This window comes from Streptomyces telluris, assembly GCF_024519335.1.
Classification (GTDB): Bacteria; Actinomycetota; Actinomycetes; order Streptomycetales; family Streptomycetaceae; genus Streptomyces; species Streptomyces telluris.
The window spans coordinates 169,273-192,216 of sequence record NZ_JANIID010000001.1; the positions used below are offsets into that span (position 1 = coordinate 169,273).

The 22,944-nt window shown below is 73.8% G+C and carries 19 protein-coding genes and 1 riboswitch; of the genes, 5 read left to right on the forward strand and 14 right to left on the reverse strand.

What is annotated here, in order from left to right; all coding sequences use genetic code 11:
- Positions 1–20: 20 nt before the first annotated feature.
- Entirely contained in the window at positions 21–1,103 is a 1,083-nt protein-coding gene (locus NQU55_RS00755; RefSeq protein WP_168091773.1) for a carboxylate-amine ligase, read from the reverse strand.
- Between the two features lie 355 nt (positions 1,104–1,458).
- A riboswitch (cyclic di-AMP (ydaO/yuaA leader) is annotated at positions 1,459–1,621 on the forward strand.
- A gap of 4 nt (positions 1,622–1,625) precedes the next feature.
- On the opposite strand from NQU55_RS00755, the gene NQU55_RS00760 reads away from it, so the two are divergent.
- Positions 1,626–2,099 carry a C40 family peptidase gene (locus NQU55_RS00760; RefSeq protein ID WP_168091774.1) on the forward strand — a complete coding sequence of 158 codons (474 nt, stop codon included), beginning with the start codon at positions 1,626–1,628 and terminating at the stop codon, positions 2,097–2,099.
- A gap of 162 nt (positions 2,100–2,261) precedes the next feature.
- Here the strand turns inward: NQU55_RS00760 and NQU55_RS00765 are convergent, their stop codons facing one another.
- Both NQU55_RS00765 and NQU55_RS00770 read right to left on the reverse strand, forming a co-directional pair.
- Entirely contained in the window at positions 2,262–3,332 is a 1,071-nt protein-coding gene (locus NQU55_RS00765; protein ID WP_168091775.1) for a S1 family peptidase, read from the reverse strand.
- Positions 3,333–3,840: 508 nt separating this feature from the next.
- Positions 3,841–4,026 (reverse strand): hypothetical protein, encoded by a 186-nt coding sequence (locus NQU55_RS00770; protein WP_168091776.1) that lies wholly within the window; start codon positions 4,024–4,026, stop codon positions 3,841–3,843.
- A 182-nt stretch (positions 4,027–4,208) separates the two neighbouring features.
- On the opposite strand from NQU55_RS00770, the gene NQU55_RS00775 reads away from it, so the two are divergent.
- Positions 4,209–7,178, forward strand: coding sequence for an AfsR/SARP family transcriptional regulator (locus tag NQU55_RS00775; RefSeq protein WP_168091777.1), 2,970 nt, complete (start codon positions 4,209–4,211; stop codon positions 7,176–7,178).
- A 22-nt stretch (positions 7,179–7,200) separates the two neighbouring features.
- Here the strand turns inward: NQU55_RS00775 and NQU55_RS00780 are convergent, their stop codons facing one another.
- The 11 genes from NQU55_RS00780 to NQU55_RS00830 form a co-directional block, all read right to left on the reverse strand.
- The gene (locus NQU55_RS00780; RefSeq protein ID WP_256789394.1) at positions 7,201–7,725 is read right to left on the reverse strand and encodes a DUF4231 domain-containing protein; all 525 of its coding nucleotides are present in this window, start codon (positions 7,723–7,725) and stop codon (positions 7,201–7,203) included.
- Between the two features lie 18 nt (positions 7,726–7,743).
- The gene (locus NQU55_RS00785; RefSeq protein WP_168095744.1) at positions 7,744–8,541 is read right to left on the reverse strand and encodes a glycerophosphodiester phosphodiesterase family protein; all 798 of its coding nucleotides are present in this window, start codon (positions 8,539–8,541) and stop codon (positions 7,744–7,746) included.
- Positions 8,508–9,680: a patatin-like phospholipase family protein gene (locus tag NQU55_RS00790; RefSeq protein WP_168095745.1), complete on the reverse strand. Its 1,173-nt coding sequence runs from the start codon at positions 9,678–9,680 to the stop codon at positions 8,508–8,510. The genes NQU55_RS00785 and NQU55_RS00790 overlap by 34 nt, the downstream gene beginning before the upstream one ends.
- Positions 9,673–10,713: a diguanylate cyclase regulator RdcB family protein gene (locus tag NQU55_RS00795; protein WP_168095746.1), complete on the reverse strand. Its 1,041-nt coding sequence runs from the start codon at positions 10,711–10,713 to the stop codon at positions 9,673–9,675. Before NQU55_RS00795 ends, NQU55_RS00790 begins: the two co-directional genes overlap by 8 nt.
- Positions 10,710–11,612: a hypothetical protein gene (locus NQU55_RS00800; RefSeq protein ID WP_168095747.1), complete on the reverse strand. Its 903-nt coding sequence runs from the start codon at positions 11,610–11,612 to the stop codon at positions 10,710–10,712. The genes NQU55_RS00795 and NQU55_RS00800 overlap by 4 nt, the downstream gene beginning before the upstream one ends.
- Before the next feature lie 8 nt (positions 11,613–11,620).
- Positions 11,621–13,447, reverse strand: coding sequence for an Hsp70 family protein (locus NQU55_RS00805; RefSeq protein WP_256789396.1), 1,827 nt, complete (start codon positions 13,445–13,447; stop codon positions 11,621–11,623).
- A 271-nt stretch (positions 13,448–13,718) separates the two neighbouring features.
- Positions 13,719–14,504 (reverse strand): 3-oxoacyl-ACP reductase FabG, encoded by a 786-nt coding sequence (fabG, locus tag NQU55_RS00810; protein ID WP_168094870.1) that lies wholly within the window; start codon positions 14,502–14,504, stop codon positions 13,719–13,721.
- Complete coding sequence (locus tag NQU55_RS00815) at positions 14,501–14,773, reverse strand: acyl carrier protein (protein WP_168094871.1); 273 nt, start codon at positions 14,771–14,773, stop codon at positions 14,501–14,503. Before NQU55_RS00815 ends, fabG begins: the two co-directional genes overlap by 4 nt.
- Before the next feature lie 109 nt (positions 14,774–14,882).
- Entirely contained in the window at positions 14,883–15,869 is a 987-nt protein-coding gene (locus NQU55_RS00820; RefSeq protein WP_168094872.1) for a beta-ketoacyl synthase N-terminal-like domain-containing protein, read from the reverse strand.
- Positions 15,866–17,023 (reverse strand): beta-ketoacyl-[acyl-carrier-protein] synthase family protein, encoded by a 1,158-nt coding sequence (locus tag NQU55_RS00825; RefSeq protein ID WP_168094873.1) that lies wholly within the window; start codon positions 17,021–17,023, stop codon positions 15,866–15,868. Before NQU55_RS00825 ends, NQU55_RS00820 begins: the two co-directional genes overlap by 4 nt.
- On the reverse strand, positions 17,020–18,795 hold the full coding sequence (locus NQU55_RS00830) for an AMP-binding protein (protein ID WP_256789398.1): 1,776 nt from the start codon (positions 18,793–18,795) through the stop codon (positions 17,020–17,022). Before NQU55_RS00830 ends, NQU55_RS00825 begins: the two co-directional genes overlap by 4 nt.
- 334 nt (positions 18,796–19,129) lie before the next feature.
- On the opposite strand from NQU55_RS00830, the gene NQU55_RS00835 reads away from it, so the two are divergent.
- The 3 genes from NQU55_RS00835 (at position 19,130) to NQU55_RS00845 (ending at position 22,907) form a co-directional block, all read left to right on the forward strand.
- Positions 19,130–20,836 carry a class I adenylate-forming enzyme family protein gene (locus NQU55_RS00835; protein WP_168094876.1) on the forward strand — a complete coding sequence of 569 codons (1,707 nt, stop codon included), beginning with the start codon at positions 19,130–19,132 and terminating at the stop codon, positions 20,834–20,836.
- A complete protein-coding gene (locus tag NQU55_RS00840; protein ID WP_168094875.1) occupies positions 20,833–21,291 on the forward strand; it encodes a hotdog fold thioesterase in 459 nt (152 codons plus the stop codon). The genes NQU55_RS00835 and NQU55_RS00840 overlap by 4 nt, the downstream gene beginning before the upstream one ends.
- A 134-nt stretch (positions 21,292–21,425) precedes the next feature.
- A complete protein-coding gene (locus tag NQU55_RS00845) occupies positions 21,426–22,907 on the forward strand; it encodes an MFS transporter (RefSeq protein ID WP_256789400.1) in 1,482 nt (493 codons plus the stop codon).
- Positions 22,908–22,944 lie beyond the last annotated feature (37 nt).

Here is a 22,944-nt window from a genome sequence, read left to right on the forward strand (position 1 = left end):
CCTGCCGCTCCGGCCTGCCGCTACGGCTCCGAGATCAGTTCCGTCACCGCCTTCAGCCCGTCGGTGGCCAGCGCCCGGCGCTGCCGGTCCGCTCCGGTGCCCCGCCGCAGCAGGCGGTTGACCAGCGAGCTCACCTGCCGGGTGTCGCCCGACTCCTCCAGCGACCGCCCTATGTGGGCGAGGAGGCTGCGGACGACCTCGTCCGCGCCGTGGCGCCGGCCCGCGGGGTCCACGAGGACCCCGTCGAGCCCGTGCCGGGCGGCGTGCCAGTTCGCCGCGGCCAGCAGCTCCGGCAGGCAGGGCGTCGGGGGCCGCCCGGCCTTCTCGTCGCGGATGGCGGTGGCGACCAGCCCGCGGACGATGCCCGCGAACATGACGGCGTCGTCGGCGCGCAGCTGGACGTCCAGGCAGCGCACCTCGATGGTGGGATAGCGGTCCGACAGCCGTGCCTGCCAGTACAGCTGGCCCCGGTCCTCGATCGCCCCGGCCGTCAACAGCGCCTGGATGCGGGCCTCGTAGTCCGCGAGGCCGTCGAAGTACGGGGGCGGGCCGCTGACCGGCCAGCGGCTGTAGACCACGGTCCGCCAGCTGGAGAAGCCGGTGTCGATGCCGTTCCACAGCGGGGAGTTGCCCGCCATGGCGACCAGCACGGGCAGCCAGGGACGGACCCGGTTGAGGACCGCGACGCCCATCTCGCGGTCGGGGATGGCGACGTGGACGTGCATCCCGTGGACGAACTGCTCGTCCACGAGCTGGGCGGCACGGATCCGCATCGCCAGGTAGCGCGGGTTTCCGGTGACCGGGATGGGCTCGGGGCCCGAGCACGGCGCCGTACCGCAGGCGGCGATCCGGCAGCCGGACCGCTTGGCGGCGGAGCTCACCGCATGGCGCAGCCGCAGCAGGTGCCGGCTGGCCTCGGCGAGATCGGAGCAGACCGGAGTGGCAACTTCCACCTGGGCCTGCAACAGCTCCGCCTGAATCTCCCGCTCGTTCACGACCGGTTCCAGGTCGACCGCCGCCCGGACCTCGTCGGCCAGGGGTACCGGCAGTGCGGTGGCCGGGTCGAGCAGAAGATACTCCTCCTCGATCCCTAGGGTGAGCATGCCGTAGGGCTACCCTCGCGCTCTCGAAGCGAACCGTACGGAGCCCGCCGCCGCGGCCTTCTGACGCAAAGACGCCCTGTCGCCGCCCTGCCACGGCCCCCGTCACCTGGTCTTTCGCGCACCGCCGGGGTGACTCGAATCAGTTCTTCAACTCCCTTTTGATAAAGGGGATTACCGGTTACGCGTGATGCCGGGTAACACCCCGGTTCCAGGGATCGCCGTGAAGTGAAGAAGTTCACAGAAGCGCCTTTCGGCTCCGAATTCCGGCGGCCCGTGATGCAGGATCGTGCACCGAACAACAAGATCCCGTCACCGAGGCGGGCGACCCGGGCGGACGCCGAGTCCTGCCGCCGTACCGGGTGCGGAGCAGAAACGAATGGATCGGCAGGAGCGGGAGACCCGAGCACGGCGGACCACGATGGCGGTGGTCCTTGGGGTGAAGCCATTTCATGTGGCCGGGCAACTTCGACAGCCCGAACCCGACAGGTCATCTTTCGCAGGCGGATGACGAAGGGTTTTGGCATGTCTGCGTTCCCTGGCATATCCACGCTCATGTCCCGCGCCGGTGCCGCTTCCGTGGTCACCGCGGCCACCGTGACCGCGTCGATGCTCCTCCCCGGAATGTCGGCCGAGGCGAGTGCGGCCACTCCGGGCGCCACCGCCCTGAAGGTCGCGGCCTCCAAGCAGGGCTCCCCCTACCAGTACGGCGCCGCGGGCCCCAACCGGTTCGACTGCTCGGGCCTCACGCTCTACTCGTTCAAGAAGGCCGGCAAGACCCTGCCGCGCACCGCGGCCGCGCAGTACAACAAGACCCGGCACATCTCCGCCGGCTCCCGCCAGGCGGGCGACCTGGTCTTCTTCCACTCGGGAAGCAACGTCTACCACGTCGGTATCTACGCGGGTAGCAACAAGATCTGGCACTCGCCCAAGCCCGGCGCGAAGGTCCGGCTGGAGAAGATCTGGTCCGGCAGCGTCTGGTACGGCCGGGTCAACTGACCGTCCGGGGCTGCCCGGGCCGCCCTGTCCGGCCCGGACGGCGACGACCGACCGGGCCGGGGCGACCCAACCCCGGCCCGGAGACCTCCGGGGAACCCGTGAAGGTTTCCCCGGAGGAGTGCGTCACGGCAGCGCCTCACAGCAGCGCCCCGGAGCGGTGCCTCAGGGCAGCTGCGCCCCGTACGCCTGCAGCGCCGCCGGTACGGGCTGGAAGAATGTCTCCCCGCCGCCGGAGCAGTCGCCGCTGCCGCCCGAGGTGAGGCCGAGGGCGGTGGCACCGTCGAAGAGGGCGCCGCCGCTGTCGCCCGGTTCGGCGCAGACCGAGGTGCCGATCATGCCCTCGACCGCCCCTTCCTCGTAGTTGACGGTCACGTCGAGGGCCGTGACCTCGCCGCCGTGCACGCGGGTGGTGCTGCCGCTGCGCTGCACCTGCTCGCCGACGACGGCTTCCCCGGCCTTGCTGATGTTCTGCGTGCCGCCGTTGTAGAGGTCCACCGCGCTCGGGTGGGCGATGGTGGAGGTGTAGCGGACGAGCGCGTAGTCGTGGCCGGGGAAGGACGAGCTCTCGACCACGCCGATCTGGGCGCCGCCCCGGGTCGCGGACCAGGTCCGCGAGGCGTTGCCGCAGTGCCCGGCCGTGAGGAAGTACGGCTTGCCGCCCTTGGTGACGTTGAAGCCCAGCGAGCAGCGCACGCCGCTGCCCCAGATCGCGTCGCCGCCCGCGATGAGCGGACGGAACGTCCCTGCCGTTCTCTTGACCGCGACCTTGTCGCCGAGCTGTGCGACGGCCTTGTCCAGCCGGTCCTGCCGGGCGCCCGTGACCGTGCTGTCGGCGGTGACGACGACCTTGTTGGAGCGGGGGTCCACCGACCAGGCCGTGCCCGGAATCGTCGCCTCCGCCTTCAGGGTCCGCAGGGCCGAGGCGAGCTCGGCGGCCGAGTGGCGCACGGTCCTCGGTTCGGCGCCGGCGGCCTTCACCCTGGCCGCCGCCTCCTGGTCGAGGACGCCGACGACGAGCCTGCCGGTCCCGGCGTCGTAGTACGAGCCGGCCGAGTCCGCGCCCAGGTCGGCGGATATCCGCTGAGCCAGCTCGGCGGCCTGCGGCGAGGAGAGCTGACGGGGCGCCGGCGAGGCCGCGTGCGCGCCGGGGAGCGTCAGGGCCGCGGCCGTCAGGGCGACCATCGCCGCGCCGGCGGTGGCCGTACGGCGCGTGGAGATGCGGGAACGTTTCACTCGTGACCTCCTGTGGGGGAGTGCCCGGCGGCACGGTGGTGCCCGGGCGTGGAGGACGTGCGGGTGCGATGCGCGTGCGTGACGCACGTGCGCGACCCGTGTGCGTGACGCGTAGGGGATGCGCATCGGTGGGGAGACACGGTGCGCGACAGGCCGATGAGATCGTCGCGTCCATGTCAAGTACGGGATATGGGCGAGTATCCCGAGAGGACGAGCGGAAGTTCAAGAGCGACATTCGGTCGTGCGAAGGGCGGCGGCCGCGGTCCCCCGGCGGCACAGCGGCACCGCAAGCCGTCCCCCTGAACGGGAGTGACGGGCCTGGACGGCCGCCGGGCGGTGACCGGACACCGCGGGGCACGCCTGTCCGGTAGTCGCTCCCCGCGGGCCGCCCGCGGAGCGGAGCCGGTGCGTTCTTTGCTCGGTCCTAACGACCGGGGCGCCGCAAAGGGGAGGCCGGGTCCCGCCGTACGCACGGCGGAACCCGGCCCGGCCTTGCCCGGCCTTGCGGTTACTGCGCCCCGGTCGTGTGGGTCGGACGGATCGGGCCGCTGCCGCCCGGGTTCTGCGGCGCGGTGCCCTCCACGTGCTCGACCGGCTTGTCCAGCTCGGACGCGAGCGCCTCCTCGGACGGCGTGACGGGCTGCGCGGCGGGGGCCCCGGCCTGCTCGGTGCTCTTGGGGTCCTCAGCGGTCATATCGAAAACTCCTGTGTCAGGCGCGCTGTGATGCGCAGGGAACAACTGTGCCTGCAGTATGTAACGGCGCCATCAACGGACGATCAACGGCCCCTCACCCGTCCTCTGCTCCCCTGCCGGGCGCTGAGGTACTGTCACCATCTGTCGCCGGACAGAGCCGGCAGGGCACGGTCGGGGGAAAGATGCGGGACACAACGGAGCCGTCCGCAGACCGGCTCCATTTCCAGCTGCTCGGCCCGGTGCGCGCGCTGGCGGACGGTCACCACGTGGACCTGGGCGCGCGCCAGCAGCGCGCCATGCTCGCCGTCCTCCTGCTGCGCGGCGGCGCCACCGTCTCCAGCGACGAGCTCATCGACGCCCTCTGGGGCGAGGCCGCACCGCCCCAGGCCCTGGGCACCGTCCGCACGTACGCCTCCCGCCTGCGCACCCTCCTCGAACCCGGGCGCGCCGCCCGCACCCCCGCCACCATCCTCGTCTCCGTCGCCGGCGGCTACGCCCTGCGCGTGGCACCCGAGCGCGTCGACGCGCTCGTCTTCGAGCGCCTCCTCGCCGAGGCCTCCGCCGCCCACGCCGCCGGCGACACCGCGACCGCCCACGCCTCGTACGCCGCCGCACTGGACCTCTGGCACGGCGCCGCGCTCGCCGGTCTCTCCGGCCCCTACTGCGAGCGCCAGCAGGACAGGCTCTCCGAAGCGCGCCTGGCCGCGCAGGAGGGGCTCTTCGACTGCGCCCTCGCCCTCGGCCGCCACGCCGAGCTGGTCCCCGAGCTCACCTCGCTCACCGCCGAGCACCCGCTGCGCGAGCGGCTGCGCGCCCAGCTGGTCCTCGCCCTCTACCGCTGCGGCCGCCAGGTCGACGCGCTCGCCGCCTACGCCGAGGCGCGGCGCCTGCTCGTCGAGGAGCTCGGCGTCGAACCCGGCCCGGAGCTGACCCGGCTGCACGCCCGGGTGCTCGCCGGCGACCCGGAGCTCGCGCTGCCCGCCTCCGGAGCCGCGGCCGCACCCGGCACCGGCGAGGCGCGCCGCCCGGCCGGAGCCCCCTTCCAGCTGCCCGCCGGCATTCCCGACTTCACCGGCCGCGAGGATCTCGTGCGCGAGGTGCACGGCGCGCTCACCGGCGCCGCCGGACCCGCCGTGATGATCGCCATGCTCACCGGCATCGGCGGCGTCGGCAAGACCACCCTCGCCGTCCACACCGCCCACCTGGCCCGCCCCGACTTCCCCGACGGCCAGCTCTACGTGGACCTGCGCGGCGCCGGCTCCGACCCCGCCGACAGCGGCAGCGTCCTGGCCCACTTCCTCCAGGCTTTAGACGTCCCCGAGACCGACATCCCCGACGACCTGGAACAGCGGGCGGCCCTCTACCGGTCCGTGCTCGCCGACCGGCGCGTGCTGCTCCTCCTCGACAACGCCCGCGACGCCGCCCAGGTCCGCCCGCTGCTGCCCGGCACCGCCGGCTGCGCCGTGCTGGTCACGACCCGCTCCCGGGCCATCACCCTCGGCGGCGCACGCCACTTCCACATCGGCGTGTCCAGCGAGCCGGAAGCCCTCTCGCTGCTGGCCGCCATCGCCGGCGAGGAGCGGGTCGCCGGCGAGCCGCGCGCCGCACGGGCCCTGGTCGCCTCGTGCGGCCACCTGCCGCTGGCCGTGCGCATCGTGGCCTCCCGCCTGGCCTCCCGGCCGGGCTGGACGCTCGCCTCGCTCGTCGCCCGCCTCGACGACGAGCGCCGCCGCCTCGACGAGCTGCAGGCCGGCGACCTGACGGTGGAGACCACCTTCCGGCTCGGCTACACCCACCTGCCGTCCGACCAGGCCCGGGCCTTCCGTCTGCTGGCCCTCGCCGACGCCCCCGACCTCCCGCTGGACGCCACGGCCGCCCTCCTCGACCGCGACGACTTCACCGCCGAAGACCTCGCCGAGGGCCTCGCCGACGCCGGCATGCTGGAGTCGTACGCCCCCGGCCGCTACCGCTTCCACGACCTCCTGCGGCTCTACGCGCGTCGGCAGGCGGAACGCACGGAGACGCCGCAGGAGCGGAGCGGGGCCGTCTCGCGCCTCCTCGACCACCTGCTCGCCACCGTCGGCAACGCCTCCCGCGTCCTCGAACCCGACCACGCCCTGCACCGCCACCTGCACCCCGTCGCCGCCCCCGGCCTCGCCTTCGCCGACGCCGACGAGGCCCGCCAGTGGCTGCGCCGCGAGCACATCACCCTCGCCGCCACCCTCGCCCAGGCCGTGCGCGAACTCCCCGGCGCGCTGCGCGCCGCGGGCGACCTGCTGCTCACCTGGTCCGGCCTCATCGAGGGCCCCGCCCACCGCGACGAACTGCGCCGCCTGTCCGAGCTGACGGCCGCCGCCGCGCGCGGGGCGGGCGACGCGTGCGTCGAGGCCCGCGCCCGGTACACCCTCGGCAACCTGCACTACCTCACCGACGTGTACGAGGCCGCCGAACGCGAGCTGTCCGAGGCGCTGCGCCTGGCGGAAGGCGCCGGCGATCCCATGTGCCGTCACCTCGCCGCCAACGCCCTCGGCATCCTCTGCTTCGCCACCGACCGCCCCGCGCGCGCCCTGCCCCTGCTCGAACAGGCCCGCGTGCTGTGCGACGTCCTCGGCGACAAGGGCAGCGAGGCGCGGGTGCTCGCCAACACCGCCCGCGTCCGCCTCGCCCTGGACCAGCCCCGCGAGGCCGAGCGCGACGCCGCCGAGGCCGTCCGCCTCGCCGAGGCCACAGGCAACGGCCCGACCGTCGCCCTGACGCTCTACCAGCACGGCTGCGTCCTCCAGAAGACGGGCCACCCCGACCTGGCGGCCCGTCAACTACGCGACGCTCTGGGCTACTTCATCGAGCAGCAGCAGCGCGGCTGGGAAGGGCTGGCCTGGGCGCGCCTGGCGGAGTGCCGGCTGGCCGAATGGCGCGACACCGACGCCGTCTCCTGCGCCGAACAGTCCCTGCAGATCGCCCGCGAACTGGGCAAGACCTACTGCCAGGGCCTGGCCCACGCCGTCCTGGGCCGGGCCCTGCCCCGCCTGGGCGACCCCTCCCGCGGACGGGACCACCTGCGCGAGGCCCTGGCCCTCTTCGAACGGCTCGGCGTCCCGGAGGCGGCGTGGGTCCGCACCCTCCTCGCGCAGACGCCGGCACCGACGCGGTGACCCGCGGGCACGGGTCTTCCCGTCAGCGGACCGCGCGGTTCGGGGCGCCGCCGTTGACCGGCTGAGGGGCCGGGCCGGGATCGGGGAGGTTCTTGAAGAACTCCGAGGACTCGCGGCGGCGGATGCGGAACACCGCGTCGAGCAGGGCGTTCGCCGACCGGGACGAACCGTCGGACGTGTCCGTCCCGAGTCCCCCCGCCCGCCACGCGAGGTACACGCGGGTGAGCTCGATCTCGGTCTCCCGCAGCAGGATCCAGGAGACGTCCCAGCGGTAGAGGGTCTTGAGCGCCGTCGTGATCGCCACCAGGAACCCCGCCCCGGAGATGGCCACGGACTTGCCCGGGAATTCGAGGGCGGTCAGCACGGGCAGGGCCGCGCCGACGAGGATCACCACGGCACCGCTCAGCCGGTAGAGCCGCCGGTGCCACCCGGCGCGGACGTCGTAGAAGTCGATGACGTCCAGGACGTACCGCTCGGCGGCGGCCGTGAAGCCCTCCTCGGAGTTGCGCCAGCGCGGCGCGGTCGCTCTCAGGCCCAGTTTCCTCAACACGCTTTTCCCCCACGTTCACAGGGCTGACACGGGCAGGTACCCGGAGAAGAAGACGTTGCTGACCGACTCCCGCGCGGCGCGCTCCTCCTCCGGCGAGTGGACGGTCCAACCGATGACGGGAAGGCCCCGCCGCTGCCAGAAGCGCAGGGCCCGCGACGGCAGGGCGTCCAGTTCGAAGCTGATGAAGCCGGGGCGGGAGACGGCGTTGGTGACCATGGACCGGCCGGCGGCGCGCAGGACCGGCGGCGCGGACCGGAGGGCGCCCGCGATCTGCCCGACCGGCACCCCGGGGAGCATGCGCCCCAGCCGGTGGACCGTACGGGGGTCGAAGGACTGCACGGCCACGCAGCCGCCGTAGCCGCGGAGCGCCGCGGCCACGGCCCGCTCCAGGCCGGACGCCCCCGCCACGCCCCACCGGCGCACGTCGACCATGACGGGCACGCGGCCGGCCACCACGGCCAGCACCTCCGGCAGCGTGGCGGGCAGGTGGGCCCCGAGGGCCGAGGAGGCCACCGCCCGCAGCTCCCCCAGCCGCAGGGAGGTGACGGGCAGTTCGCGGCCCGACGGCAGGCGGACCGCCGCGTCGTGCACGACGGCGAGGGCGCCGTCCCTGGTCAGCTGCACGTCGAGCTCGAAGGGGACGCCGTGCTCGACGGCGCGCCGGAACGCGGCCATCGAGTTCTCCGCCACGGCGTCCGGGCCCCCGTGCAGGCCCCGGTGCGCGATCGGCCGGCTCAGGTGCCAGGGGAGATCTCGCACGGTGCCCTCCGGAACGGTCGTCACGACGGTGTCGCGGGCCGGGGGGTGTCGCACAGCCGCTGGAATGCCGCGAGCATGCGGGTCTCGGCCCGGGAGAGGGAGTTGTGCACGCCGAGCAGGTGGTGGAGCTCCTCGAAGCGTACCCACGCGTCGCGGTAGCCGAGGCGGCGCAGCGCCTGGACCCGGTCCGGGGAGAAGGACAGCAGACCCGTCAGCGGCCCCAGCGGGCCGGGCGGGACGATGGGCACGCTGGGCCGGATGTCGATGCGGGTGACGCGGCTCGCGGCGTGCGAGCTCACGACGGCGTCCGGGTGCAGGTGGACCACCACCACGACCTCGCAGTGCTCCTGCTCCGCGAAGGCGCGCACCGGCGTCCGGTCGCCGGGGCCGCCGAGCCCGCCGTCGAGGTAGGCGCAGCCGTCGACCACGCGCGAGGGGAAGATGAACGGCAGCGCGGCGCTGGCGAGGACGGCTTCCCGGATCTGGTGCTCCGGATAGCCGTTGATCGGCAGGACGTCGCCCCGCGCGCCGCCCAGCCACCGCAGCACCTCCATGAGGTGGCGCAGCCGCACGGGCAGCGACTCCGTGCGGGCCAGCGGGTAGGCGACCACCCACAGGGGACGGCCGGCCCGGATCGCGGCCGCGTCCACCGCCTCGTTCACCAGCTCCTCCAGCAGGCCGACCCGGCGGCGCAGGCCCAGCAGCCGCGAGGCGAGCAGCCGGGCCTGCCGGGCCGTGCCCTCGGCCGCCGCCCCGGCCGCGTCCAGCGGCAGGCCCCGGTCGGCGAAGGGCGCCACGCCCGACTGCGTGGAGAAGCGCTCCCAGAACTCGGCCAGGCGCAGGGTGCCGGTCTTCAGGTCCGGGGCGCTGGCGAGCACGGCGCCGTTGAGGGCGCCGATGCTGGTGCCGGCGACGGCCGCGATGTCCAGGCCCATCTCCGCGAGGTAGTCGCAGACGCCCAGCTCGTAGGCGCCCTTGGCGCCTCCGCCGGCCAGCACCAGGCCGATGCGCAGGGAGCCGGCCGGCCGGAACGGGGGCCGGGTCCCGGGCGCGGCGGCGGGGCCGTCCGGGCCCGGTGCCGCCGTGGGCACGGGGGCGGTGCGCCCCGGCGCCACGCTGCTCGCGCGCTCCGCCCACGCGCCGAAGGTGCGCTCGACGTCCCGTGCACCACTCACATCCTGTGCGTCACTCACGTCCCGCACCGCCCTGTCCGCCGTCGTCGGACTCCGCGAGCTTGCGGAGCCGGATCCGCCGCTGGCGCGCCTCCGCGAACTGCTCGGCCACGATGCGCCGCACGAGCTGCTCGACGCTCAGGCTGGACGGCAGGAAGAGGTCGCCGCTGCCGCTGCTGTCGCGCAGGGCCTGCCGCGCGGCCTCGTCGGCCCCGGATCCGGCCACGGCCAGCTCCGCCGCCCGGGCCAGGGCGGCGGTCAGCGGGCCGGCCGCGTCCGACAGCTCCTCCGCCACGCCCAGGCCGAGCAGTTCGGCCACCATCAGCCGGTGGTTCTCGCCGGGCAGGTCGCGGACGGCGGTGGTGAGCATGGCCGGCAGCGACTTGACCCCCTCGAACCACGGCACGGGCGGGTCCTGCAGCATGCGCTCGGTCAACTGCCGCTGCATGAGGGCCTCCCCGCCGCTGAAGGCGTACGTGCCGGCCGGGCCGGAGGCCACCTCGCGGGCGAGCAGGACCGCGCCCACGAGCCAGGGCAGGCCCGGGTCGGGCCGCGGGTGGCGCCAGCGGCGGGCCGCGGCGTCCATGGCGGTACGGGCCTCCAGCGCCGCCAGCCGGCGCTCGTGGTCGGACAGGAAGCGGCCCGTGTCACCGGCCAGCCGCGCCAGGACCGCCCCCAGCTCGCCGATCGCGTCCGCCGACCACTGGGTCGACGCCTCCACGCGCTCGATCCGCTTCTTCGCGTCGTGCACCTCTTCCGAGACCTCGGCCACCACGAGGTCGGTCACGGTCATCCGCTCGCTGAGGTGCGTCAGCCAGCGCAGCGTGAGCTTCTGGGTGCTCAGCATCCGGTCGCGGACGGTCCGTTCGCGGATGCGGTCGCGGCCGGTGGCGCGGCCGAGCAGCCGGGCGAAGAAGCCCTCGCGGGCCCCGGCGCGCGCCAGGTCGTTCGCGGTGTGCAGGTCGTTGGTCAGTTCGAGGAGCAGCCGGTCGTCGACGAGCGGCACGCCGCGGGCGACGATCTCCAGGGAGAGCGTGTCCTCGGGGGCCGTCACGGCGCCTCGTCGGGGACGAGGAAGACGAACGCCTTCAGGTGGTGCTCGGGCGCCTCGCCCTGGACGGCGTAGGCCGGTGCGACGATGAAGCCCGGGGACCCGGTGTCCTGTCTGTTGTACGGCTGGTAGTCGCCCTCGGCGAGGGCCTCGACGTCGGCGTCGAACTGCAGGGTGGCGGGCAGTTCGACGGCGGCCATGTCCCGGATGACGCCGTTGGCCGCGTCCACGGCCTTGCGCAGCCGCGGCTCGACGCCTTCGGTCGCGTAGCCGCGCTCCGCCAGCGCGGACAGCACGCCCTCCGTCGTCGCGGCCGCGCCCTGCTGGGCCGGGGCGAAGAGCAGGTGCACGGTCTCGGTGACGGCGCGCGCCCGTGCGGCCGGCATGCCGCCGGCGATCCGGTCCCACTGCCGGGCGTCGGCGGGGCACAGCTCGCGGGCGAGGTTGCGCAGGTCCTGGTCGACCAGCCGCTGGTAGCGCTCCTTGATCTGGGAGTGGCGCCGGTGCATGTCGCTCGGGGCCTCGCCGGTGGCGATGGCGTCGCGGACGCCCGCGGAGCGCAGCCGGTCCAGCAGGGTCTCCACCTGCCGGAGCCGCGCCTCCAGGTGTTCCACGTGGGAGGCCATGACCGTCACCCCGTCCGACAGCCGGCCCACCGTCTCCCGCAGGCGCGTGATGTCGTGCTGCGCGGAGCCCCTCCGGGGCTTGGCGTTCTGCTGCTCGGCGCGCGCGTCCACGCCGTGCTGCGACGACTCCACCGCCACCAGCCGCTCGTGCAGGTCCCGCAGCTGGCCGAGCCACCACTCCTGCGAGTACTGCCCGCTGGTCGCCGCTCGCATGGAGGGGGCTGCGGGCTGCTCCTGAGGGGCCTCGTGCTCGTTCCACCCGTAGTGGTCGTACATGGCTCGGCTCACCTTCCTGGGGAGGGGTCGGGGCGGTCGGTGCTGCCGCGGCCGTAGAGGTCGTCGAAGGCGACGTCGGCGCTGCGGGCGGCTCCGGACCGGCGGTCGCGGACCTCCACTTCGATCTCCGTCGTCCCGAAGGAGAACGCGACGTCCAGGGAACGCCGGCTCGTGGGCAGGCCGACCGAGCCCGAGATATCGGGAATGACTTTCCCGATGGCTTCGCAGCCCTCCTCGTCCGTGTATTGCGGGTCGTGTGCGTACGTGGCGTGGATCGTCACCTGGACCGAGGTCCACTTGGGGAATACCGCCACGGTGCTCAGCGCCTGGTGATCGGTCGGAACGAGATCGCCGCGCCGGGCCATCACGACGAAACGGTCATTGCACTTCTCGTTTCCGTCGTCGTCGATGAAGAATTTCTCCAGGGGGTCGGTGCCGTGCCGGAACGGCATGCTGCAGCCGAATCCGTAGGTGTATTTGGAGCGCCGGCCCCAGATGATGGACGGGTCGTAGGCGAAGTGCACGGCGCCGCCGAGCACGGCGACGGCCGGGTCCATCGGCGTGATCACCCGGACTTCGTGACCGAAGCGCTGGGCGATGCGGTCGCGGAGGTAGGTCGAGCGGGCGAATCCGCCGACGAGCAGCATTTGCTCGCGCCCCACCGGCGGCCCGTCGCCGGACGCGGCGGCCCGCTGCCGCTCGATGGTGCCGAGGATGGGGCGCACCACGGATTCGAAGAGCTTCGTGACCTCGTGGGCGGTGATCTCGATGTAGTGCGTCTCGCCCGAGGCGAGCACCGTCAGCCGGGACTTGGTGCTCTCGTCCAGGGCGTCCCAGATCTTGCCGGGGATGCTGACGAGCACCGTGTCGCTGATCACGGGGGTGCCGTCGGCGGCGGTCTCGGAGACGAGCCGCACCTTCTCGGTCTCCCAGTCCGACTCCAGCTGCCCGACCTCCTTGGGGAAGGCGGCCACCAACTGCTTGAGCTGCTGCTCCCCGAAGCGGTCGGTGAGGATGTCGGTGACGAAGGCGTGGTTGACGTAGGCGGAGCCGAGGCGGTCGCCGTCGGCGACGCGGGTCTCCTTGAGCTGCCCGGGGCCCACGCCCTCGGCGCGGATCTGGTAGCTGGTGATGTCGACGGTGCCGCCGCCGCAGTCGACGACCATGAACCGGCTTCCCGGGGTGTCGACCTCCAGCTGCCCCTCGGGGCGGTCCGGGCCGAGCACGGTGCCCGCGTTGAGCGCGCAGTAGACCGCGGCGGCCTCGGGCTCCTGCACCAGCAGCAGCCGCTCGGCGTCCCCCGGGAGCCCGGCCGAGACGGCGGCCGTCCGCATGAACTGCCGGTCGGCCTCGGTCCACATGGCGGGGATGGTCAGGCACCAGCGGATCTCGTCGGCGGTGTAGGCCGCGCCGCCGACGGCGTAGCGGCCTATCTGGTCCAGCGCGGCCCCGCGGACGTGCATGAGCATGGCGGTGACGAGGTCCTTGACGGTGTCACGGCGTGCCCCCGCCAGGCGGCCCTGGAACTCCGGGATGTCCGACTTTCCCTCGCGGCCGTGAATGGCCATCTTGAACTTGCTGGCGTAGCCGAAATTCTGGGGGTTCCCACGGGCCAGTTCGCGGTCCCAGGCATTGCGTGCCTTTTCGCCGAACTTCACCGGTTCGCCCGCCCGGTCGACCAGAACGGCGCTCAGGTCCTTCGGGTAGGTGTGACCCCCGGATTGCGTGAACGGCTGGTAGACCACGACCCGGTGTCCCGCCGCGTCCTGGAGCGCGGAGACGGTGGCCCAGGCGAATCCGGTGCCGTGCGTTCCGAAATCGATCGCGACGATCACCTTGGGTTTGAAAATCGCACCACGTGTTGACGGCGTCATGGCTCCCCCGAGCTCCGCACAGTTGCCGACAGGTGCTTGAGGGTACACGTCACTCCGGGTGCCCGGGAGTCCATTCGCGGAATGGCTTCCACCTGTACGCGGCGGGGCTCCGCAGAATGGATTCCCTTGCAATCGGCACCGATTGGGGGACGCCGGGAACGCGGGCGGGGAGAGCTGCTGCGCTATTTCGTAGATATATCCGTTCGATCTTTCTCCGGTGTCGTGCGGCGCGTTATCCCGGCAAACCCCCGTTGATCTCGACGACCTGACCGGTGATGTACGAGGCCCGGTCCGACACCAGGTACGCGACCAGGTCGGCCACCTCCTCCGGGGCGCCCGCCCGGCCGAGCGGGATCTGCTCCAGATGACGCTTCGTCACCGCCTCCGGCAGGGAAGCCGTCATGTCGGTGGTGATCAGCCCCGGGGCGACGACGTTGGCGCGGATGCCGTACCGGCCGGCCTCCTTGGCGAGCGAGCGGGTGAAGCCGATGATGCCCGCCTTCGAGGCGGAGTAGTTGGTCTGCGTCGCACTGCCGCTCACGCCGGCGATGGAGGAGAGGGTGACGATCGCCCCCTTGCGCCGCTTCATCAGCAGGAAGACGGCCGCGCGGCAGACGTTGTACGTGCCGTGCAGGTTGGTCTCGATGACCTCCCGCCACTCCTCGTCGGCCATCAGCGCGAGGGGCCGGTCGCGGGTGATGCCCGCGCAGGTGACGACCGCGCCCGGAGGGCCGAGCTCGCGCACGGCCGCGGTGACGAACTCCCGGGCCGCGTCGGCGTCCGCGACGTCCGCCTGCTGCGCGTACACCCGGGCGCCCGCCGCCAGGGCCGCCTTCGCGGCGGCCTCGGCGGCGTCGGAGTGGGAGCGGTAGCAGAAGGCGACGTCGTGACCGTCCTCGGCGAGCCGTGTCACCACCGCCCGCCCGATGCCGCGCGAGCCGCCGGTGACCAGGGCCACCGGCCGCGGTGCGGCACCGGGCGCAGGGCCGCCCGGCGCGGCGCCGGCCGCCGCGCTCATGCCGCGGACCGGCTCGCGACCCGGTCCCGCACCAGCTCGGCGATCCGCCGGAAGGAACCCAGGTCCGCGAGGTCGGAGTCGTCGATGCGGATGCCGTACTGCTCCTCGATGCGCACGGCGATCTCCAGGGAGATCAGCGAGTCCACGTCGAGGTCCTCCTTGAAGCGGGCGTCGTCGGTGACCTCCTCGACGGGGAGTTCGAGGGCGTCGGCGACCACGGCGCGGAGCTCTTCGACGTCGAGGGGGGAGGTCGTGGGCTGAAGGGTCATGGCGGGTCTCCGGATCCGGGGGTCGGGTCTTCGGTACGGGAAATCTGTTCGGGGCAATGCGAGTTGAGCGGTCACGGGGTGGTCGGGGGTGGTCGGGGGCGAGGGGTGCTCAAGGGGCGGTCAGCAGCAGCGCCGCCGCGGCATCGTCCCCGGCGCTTCCGGCCGAGGCCAGGACCGGGCCGTCCGTCGCGCCGTCCTCCGCGCGGCGGTCGAAGTGGGCGACGGCCGCGGCGCACTGCAGCACGCCCAGGGCGCCGGAGCAGCGGCCGAGCCGGCCCGTCAGGTCGACGGCAGGCGCGCCCGCAGGAGCACCGGCGGCGTCCTCGCCCGTCAGCCACAGGCCGACGGAGGCGGGGGAGGCGCCCCGCAGGACGGCGGTCACCGCCGCGCCCGGGTCCGCGCCGCGCGCGTACGCGCCTCCGCCGAGGACGGCCCGCGGCCGAGCACCGCGTGCCTGCGCCCGTGTCCGCGACTCCAGGACGAGGGCGACCGCGCCGTCGAGGACCGGGCCGCCCAGCAGCTTGGTGACGGCGTCGCCCGACGGCTCGACGCCGATGACGACGGCCGTCTCCGCGCGCCCGGCGCCGAGGGTCCCGCACGCCCAGTACACGGCGTCCAGCCCGCTGGTGGGGCCGTTGCACAAGGTGATACTGGGGCCGCGCAGCCCGTGGCGCATGGCGACGGAGCCGGCGATGACGTTGCTGGAGGTCTGCGGCAGGCCGAGGGGGCTCAGGCCGGTCACCGTGTCCCTGGCGATGACGTCCGCGAACGCGCAGACGCTGTCCAGGATGCCGAAGTTGGAGCTGACGAGCACGGCCGTGGCGTCGCCGTCGCCGGTGAAGGCCTTGCCGTCGTGCAGGCCGGCGTCGCGCAGGGCCGGTTCGGCGGCCCGCAGGGCGAGGCGCGAGGCCCGGTCCTTGTGCCGCATCTCGCGGCCGGTGAGCCCGGTGTGCGGATCGAAGCCGCCCTCGCGCACGGCGCCGAGGAGTTCGTCGGGGAAGGTGAGGCCGGGGACGGCGAGTCCGACGCCGGTGACGACGACCTGCGCGGCCGTGGAGCCGCCCGCCGTCCGTGGGGTGCTTGCGCTGTCGCTCATCGGGCCGCCTCCACTATCGCCGCGGCGTTGATCCCGCCGAAGCCGAACGCGTCGATCTGGGCGAGGCCGATGTCGGCCGCGGCCGCCGTCTCCCGGACCAGCCGCAGTCCCGCGGCCTCCTCGACCGGGTCGGCGAGCCCGAGCACCGGCGGCACCGCGCCCTGCCGGAAGGCCAGCGCCGCGACGACCAGGCTCAGCAGCCCCGAGCCGCCCAGCGTGTGGCCGGTCATGGACTTGACGGCCGTCATCAGCGGCCCGCCGCCCCGGTGCCCGGTGCCGGGCCCGAAGATCTGCGAGAGCACCCCGGCCTCGGTGGAGTCGTTCTTGGGGGTGCCGCTGCCGTGCAGCATGACCAGGTCGATGTCCTCGGGGGAGACCCCGGCGCGCCGGTGGGCGTCGCGCACCACCCGGGTGATGCCCTCGGGGTCGGGAGCCGTGGGGTGGTGGGCGTCGCAGTTGATGCCGACGGCCCGCACGCGCGCGTGCACGCGCCGGCCGGGTGACTCGGCGGCGGGAACGCGCTGGACGACGACGGCCACCGCGCCTTCGCCCATCAGCATGCCTTTGTGGGAGCGGTCGAACGGGCGCAGGGCGTCGGGGACGTCGTTCTGCACCCGGTCCAGGGTGCCGAAGGCGCTCTCGCCGATCGCGTCCGTGCCGGCCACCACGACGGTGTCCGCGGCTCCCGCCTCGATGAGGTCGGTGGCCATGGCCAGCGCGTACAGCGAGGCGGCGCATGCGTTGGCGAAGGTGTACGTGCGCGTGGCGCCGAAGGCCTCCCGCAGCGCCGTGCCGAAGTGCAGCGATGAGGGGGCCAGGGGGGCGCCGGCCCGCCACCACAGCTCGGCGCTGCGCTGCTCCTGGAGGGTCGTGCCGACCAGGACGGGGACGTCGCCGAGGTCGTGGGGGAGGCCCGCGTCGGTGAGGGACTGGGCGACGGCCCGCTGCAGCCAGCGGGTGGCCCGGCCGGGTTCGTCCGTGCCCGGGCGGGCGCGGTCGTCGACCTCGTAGGCCTGCTTGGCCCGGTACTTGGTGGTGTCGAAGGCGCGCAGACCGGCGAGCCCGCTGCGGCCCGCGCAGAGCGAGTCGAAGATCTCCTGCGGGGTGGTGCCGATGCTCGCGACCGCCCCCATGCCGGTGATGTCCCAGGTCATGACTGTCCCATCCGCTCGCGCAGCCGGTAGGCGGCGAGCTTTCCGGTGGCCGTCGCCGGCAGGACGTCGACGAACTCGAAGCGGCTGGGCCGTTTGTACGGGGCGAGGCGGGTGCGGACGCAGGCCCGGATGGCGCGGCGGACGGTGTCCCGGTCGGTGCCCTTCGCGGTGACCGTGAAGGCCACGGAGCGCTGCAGCCCGTCGGGGTCGGGGGCGCCGACCACCACGCAGTCCGTGACCCCGTCGATCGACCGGACCACGTCCTCGATCTCGCGGGGGACGACCTTGTAGCCGCCGAGGTTGAGGATGTCGTCGGCGCGGCACAGGTAGGCGAGGGTGCCGTCGGCGTTCCGGCGGACGATGTCGCCGGTGTACGCGCCGCCCGCGTCGAACGTCACCGCGTCGTCGCCGGCCCGGTCGACGTAGCCGAGGGAGACCGTGGGCCCGGCGATGTGCAGCCGGCCGTCGGTGCCGTCGGGCACCGGTTCGCCGCGGTCGTCGCGGACGGTCACGGTCACCCCGGGCACGGGCAGGCCCGCCAGCCCGTGCAGGGAGCGGTCCGGGGGCGTCGCGACGGCGACGTGCATGACCTCGGTCGCGCCCAGGCAGTTCATGACGTGCGCGCCGAAGGCGGCCTCGATGCGCCGGCTCAGTTCGGCCGGGCAGTGCTCGCCGGCGGTCAGGCACAGGCGTACGGACGACAGCGCGTCCGCGTCCAGGCGGTCGGCGGATTCGAGGAGACCGGCGTACAGGCGCGGCACCGAGCACAGCACCGTCGGCCGGTGCCGGCGCAGGGCGGCGCCCACCGACCGCGGGTCGACGGCGCCGCGGAGGACGACGGCGCTCGCCCCGGCGGCCAGCGTGCACAGCACCGAGCTGCCGAAGCCGTAGCCGAACGACATCCGGGCGGTGGACAGCACCACGTCGTCGGGGCGCAGGCCCAGGACCGCGCCGTAGCCGTCGAGCATGGCGCCGATCCCGGTGGCGGAGTGCCGTACGCCCTTGGGCCGGCCGGTGGAGCCGGAGGTGTACTGGATCAGCCACTCGGCGCCGGCGGGGCGGGACGCCGGGGGGACGGGCGCTCCGGTGCGGTGGGCGCCCGTGGACCGGCCGGTGGCCAGGCCCTCCCGGACCTGATCCCCCGTCAGGACGGGCAGGTGGGCGAACGCCTCCTGCAACGAGACCTGCTGGGCCGGAGCCGTGTCGAGGTGGACGACGCCCGCGCCGCAGTCGGACGCGACGAACCGGATGTCCTCGTCGCCGAGCATCGGGCTCACCGGAACCGGCACGCACCCGTGCCACCACAGCCCCAGCACGGCCGCCACCGTGGCCACGGAGTCCTCGGCGACGATCAGCGCGCGGACGCCGGCCGGCACGCCGCGTGCGTCCAGGGCCCGCGCGTAGCCCTGCGCGGCCTCGTACAGGCAGGCGTACGAGACGGTGCCGGCGTCCGGGTCGGTGTACGCGGTCCGCTCCCCGTGGCCCGCCGTGACGTGGCCGCCGACCAGGCGGTCCACCAGGCCGCCCGCGCGCGGGCCCTTCGCGGCCAGCAGCTCCACCGCGTCCAGGACGCTGTCCATCCCCGCCGTCTCGTCGTCGCCGAGCGCGACCCCGAAGGTCTGCTCGATGCGCGCCGCGATCTCCACCTTCTCCAGGGAGTCGACCTTCAGGTCCTGGTGGAAGGAGGCGTCGGCCCGTACGTCCGCCACGTCGAGGTCGAGGACGAACGCCACTATGTCGCGCAGCCGGTCGCCGGTATCGGATTTCCGCACAGGTGGCACTGTGTACTCCTTCTCGGGAACGTACGGCTACCGGTCACTACGGATTCCGGAGCACGCCGGAGGACTTTCCCGAACATAGCCACGGGCCTGTGACGGCCGAACCCGCGGCAGGGGAGTCCGTCAAGTGGAATCCGCCCCGGCCTGCCCCGTCCCTCCGCTACTCGCCGCGGTGCGGGGTGACTTGACGGTCTATCGCGCCGCGGTTGGCGGGCGTCCGGAGGGCGCGCCTAGCGTCGCCACCGGTGGGCCCGCACGGCGGACTGCCATGTTCCGGCACCCCCCGCACCGCACGCCGATCCGTCCCGAATCCGAGGCCAGGTGAATGATGCCCCTCACATCGCACACGCTCCTCACACCGGAGGCCCGCCTGCGCCTCGTGGACCACCCCGGACTCGGCGGCGGCAACGCCTGGCGCGTGGCCGCCGAGACCAACCCCGCCGCCGGCCTGCCGCTGCTCGCCGCCGACATCCCGCTGCTCAACACGGACGGCTGGCAGCAGACCGAGTTCAGCCTCCATCAGCTCGACGGCCTCGCCGAGGCATGGGCCGCCTGGTACCACGACCGCGGCGTCCGGCCGCGCGACCGCGTCGCCGTCTACATCGAGGACTCCTTCGAGGACCACCTCCACCTCGCCGCCCTCGCCCGCATCGGGGCGATCGCCGTCCTCATCAACGGCCGGATGAAACCGGAACTCGCCCTCGGCCTGATCCGCCGCACCGCCCCCGTCGGCATCTACACCGACGCCCCCCGGCTGGCCCTCTTCGCCGGGCGCGAGCGCGAACTGCCCGTCGTCCGCTGGACCTGCACCCGCCAGGACGTGGGCATCCTCGGCAAGCGCACCCTGCCCGCCGGGGCCGAGTACCGCCACGGCGCGGACGACCCCGTCGTCATCTGCCACTCCTCGGGCACCACGGGCAACCCCAAGCCCGTCGTGTGGACCCACGCGCAGAGCGTCGCCGGAGCCCGCTACCGGCTGGCCAACCCGCCCGGTCCCGAGACCTCCGTCGTCCTCGCCGCCTACCCCCAGTCCCACTCCAGCGCCATCGCCTTCACCTTCTACTCCCTCCTCGCCGGCGTCCCCACCGTCGGCTGGTCCGACCCCACCGGGCCCGGGCTCGCGCGCGGCTGCGCCACCTACCGGCCCGGCGTCGTCCTCGCCTTCAACGAGGCCCTCGCCCACCTCGCCACCTACGGGCCCGACCCGGCGGACTTCACCTCCGTCGAGGTGTGGGTCAACCTCGGCGACTGCGGCCACGACGCCCACATGCGCCGCCTGATGGAGCTCGGCCGCACCACCGTCGGCGACCGCACCGTCCCCGGTTCGGTCATCGACGACGGGCTCGGCTCCTCCGAGCTCGGCTGGGCCGCCCTGCGCCGCGAGATCACCCCCGACAGCCCGCCCCGCGCCCGCCACCTCGGCCGCCGCGTCCCCCTCTCCGAGGTCGCCGTCCTGCGCGAGGACGGCAGCCACGCGGACCCCGGCGAGGTCGGCCTGCTCGGCGTCCGCGGCGACTCCATCGCCCGCGGCTACTGGAACGACTCCGACACCACCTACCGCTCCACCCTCGCCGGCTACTGGCTCTCCGGCGACCTCGTCCACCGCACCGAGGACGGCGAGTACTTCCACGTCGACCGCGCCGTCGACCGCATCCGCACCGACGCCGGCGACGGCTACTCGGCCCTGATGGAGGAGGAGATCCTCCTGGGCCTGAAGGAGGTGGCCGACTGCGCGGTCGTCGCGGGGCACGACCAGGACCGGACGGTCCCCGTCGCCCTCGTCCGGCTGTTCGACGGCGGCGGGGACGCCGCGGACCTGCTGCGCCGGGCCAACGACGTCCTCGACCGGATCGGCCAGCCCCGGCTCGCCCTGCTGGAGATCGCCGCCTCCCCGGGCGACATCCCCCTCGGTCCCACGGGCAAGGTGCTCAAGCGGCAGCTGCGCGAGAAGTACGTGTCCCTGCACACCTACCGGCCCGCGGACCCCGCGGCCGTGGCCACGGCCGGTGACGGGACGGCGGTGACGTCCCGATGACGACCGCCGCCCCCCGCCCCGTGAGCCTCCTCGACGCGCCGCCCGAGGACGCCGTCGCCTGGATCAACGCGGCGGGCGAAGGCACCCTGGCCGGCCGCATGGGCATCACCTTCCACGAGGCGACGCCGCAACGCCTGGTCGCCACCATGCCCGTGGCCGGCAACACCCAGCTCTACCGCATGCTCCACGGCGGGGCCTCCGCCGTGCTCGCCGAATCGCTCGGCTCGATCGGCGCCGTCCTGCACGCCGGCGACGGCCACATCGCCGTCGGCGTCGACATCAACGCCACCCACCACCTGGCGGTCCGCGACGGGACCGTCACCGGAGTCGCCACCGCGCTCCACCTCGGCCGGACGACGGCGACCTACGAGGTCGTCATCTCCGACGAGAACGGGCGGCGCCTGTGCACCTCCCGCATCACCTGCGCCATCCACGGCCGGCGGAAGAGCCGCTGAGCCGTAGCCCCTGCGTCGGCCCTTTCCGCTGATCCACCTGATCCGCACACCCGTGGCCGACCCCTTTCACCCGTACCGACCACAGGTCCGCGAACCGCGCCGTCCGCCGCGCGCGACCGGCGCCGAGGAGCCCCATGACCGACCAACTCGCCCCGCCCGCCGTGGCGGAGGCCTCGACCAAACCGACCGTACGCACCGGACCTACCCTCCTCGTCCTGCTGTCCGCCATGTTCTTCGCCCAGTTCGACTTCTTCGTGGTGAACGTCGCCGCGCCGTCGCTGGAGGAGAGCATCCACGCGGGGCCCGCCGCCCTCGAACTCGTCGTCGGCGGCTACGCCTTCGCCTACGCGGCCGGCATGATCACCGGAGGCCGGCTGGGTGACAAGTACGGCTACCGGCGGCTGTTCGTCATCGGCACGATCGCCTTCGGCATCACGTCGCTGCTGTGCGGCATCGCCGTCAACCCCGAGCAGCTCATCGCCGCCCGGCTGGCCCAGGGCCTCGCCGGCGCGGTGATGGTCCCGCAGGTCCTCGCCGTGATCACGGCGGACTTCCCCGACGAGCGCAAGCCCAAGGCCATGGCCTGGTACGGCGCCGCCGCCGGCCTCGGCTCCATCGCCGGCCAGGTCCTCGGCGGCGCGCTGATCGCCGCCGACTTCGCCGGGCTCGGCTGGCGGAGCATCTTCCTCATCAACGTGCCCTTCTGCGCCGTGATCGCGGCCGCCGCCATGCGCGTCCTGCCCGCCCAGACCCACCGGCGGCGCATCGGCCTCGACCCCGTCGGGGCGTCCGGCGTCACCCTCGCCCTCGCCCTGCTGCTCGTGCCCCTGACCATGGGCCACACCTCGGACTGGCCGGTGTGGACCTGGGTCAGCATGGCCCTCGCGATCCCCGTCGCCGCGCTGACCCTGCGCTGGGAGCGCACCCTCGCGCGCCGCGGCGGCGACCCCGTGCTCGTCTTCCCGCTGTTCCGCAGCCCCTCCTTCCGGGGCGGCGTGATCGCGAGCGTCGCGTTCATGGTCTACTTCGGCAGCTTCATGTTCACGCTCACCCTGCTGCTGCAGTCCGGCATGGACCTCGGCCCGTTCCAGGCGGGTCTGGTGTTCTCCCCGATGGGCATCCTCTTCACCGCCACCTCGATGATCGGCGGCAGGCTCACCAACCGCTGGGGCATGAGCGCCCTCGTCGTCAGCAGCGCCGTGATCGTCCTGGGCCTGGTCGCCCTGGCCGTACGGCTGTACGCGGCCGGACCCGACACCGGCCTGCCGTGGATCGTGCTGTGCCTGTGCCTGATCGGTGCCGGCAACGGCGTCGTCCTGCCCGCCCTCTTCGGTGCCGCGCTCATGCGGGTCCAGGCCCGGGACGCGGGCATCGCCTCCGGCATCCTCACCACCACCCAGCAGTTCGCGAGCGCCGCCGGCGTCGCCGTCATCGGCGCGGTGTTCTTCGCCGTCGCCGGCAAGCACGCCACCTCCGCGAGCTGGGCCGACGCCATGGCCTGGGCCACCGCGATCAGCGTGCTGATGGTCCTCGTCGTGATGTGGATGACGTGGACCTTCCGGCGCTTCACCGGCAGCGGGGAACGGCCCGCCGAGGTCCCCGCCGCGCACGTCTGACCACCACCACGGCACCGCAGGGGTGCGGCCCTCCTCG

Coding starts and splice junctions, on each gene's coding strand:
- NQU55_RS00755 (WP_168091773.1), bottom strand. CDS start 1,103: ATGCTCACCCTAGGGATCGAGGAGGAGTATCTTCTGCTCGACCCGGCC.
- NQU55_RS00760 (WP_168091774.1), top strand. CDS start 1,626: ATGTCTGCGTTCCCTGGCATATCCACGCTCATGTCCCGCGCCGGTGCC.
- NQU55_RS00770 (WP_168091776.1), bottom strand. CDS start 4,026: ATGACCGCTGAGGACCCCAAGAGCACCGAGCAGGCCGGGGCCCCCGCC.
- NQU55_RS00775 (WP_168091777.1), top strand. CDS start 4,209: ATGCGGGACACAACGGAGCCGTCCGCAGACCGGCTCCATTTCCAGCTG.
- NQU55_RS00800 (WP_168095747.1), bottom strand. CDS start 11,612: ATGTACGACCACTACGGGTGGAACGAGCACGAGGCCCCTCAGGAGCAG.
- fabG (WP_168094870.1), bottom strand. CDS start 14,504: ATGAGCGCGGCGGCCGGCGCCGCGCCGGGCGGCCCTGCGCCCGGTGCC.
- NQU55_RS00815 (WP_168094871.1), bottom strand. CDS start 14,773: ATGACCCTTCAGCCCACGACCTCCCCCCTCGACGTCGAAGAGCTCCGC.
- NQU55_RS00820 (WP_168094872.1), bottom strand. CDS start 15,869: ATGAGCGACAGCGCAAGCACCCCACGGACGGCGGGCGGCTCCACGGCC.
- NQU55_RS00825 (WP_168094873.1), bottom strand. CDS start 17,023: ATGACCTGGGACATCACCGGCATGGGGGCGGTCGCGAGCATCGGCACC.
- NQU55_RS00835 (WP_168094876.1), top strand. CDS start 19,130: ATGCCCCTCACATCGCACACGCTCCTCACACCGGAGGCCCGCCTGCGC.
- NQU55_RS00840 (WP_168094875.1), top strand. CDS start 20,833: ATGACGACCGCCGCCCCCCGCCCCGTGAGCCTCCTCGACGCGCCGCCC.
- NQU55_RS00845 (WP_256789400.1), top strand. CDS start 21,426: ATGACCGACCAACTCGCCCCGCCCGCCGTGGCGGAGGCCTCGACCAAA.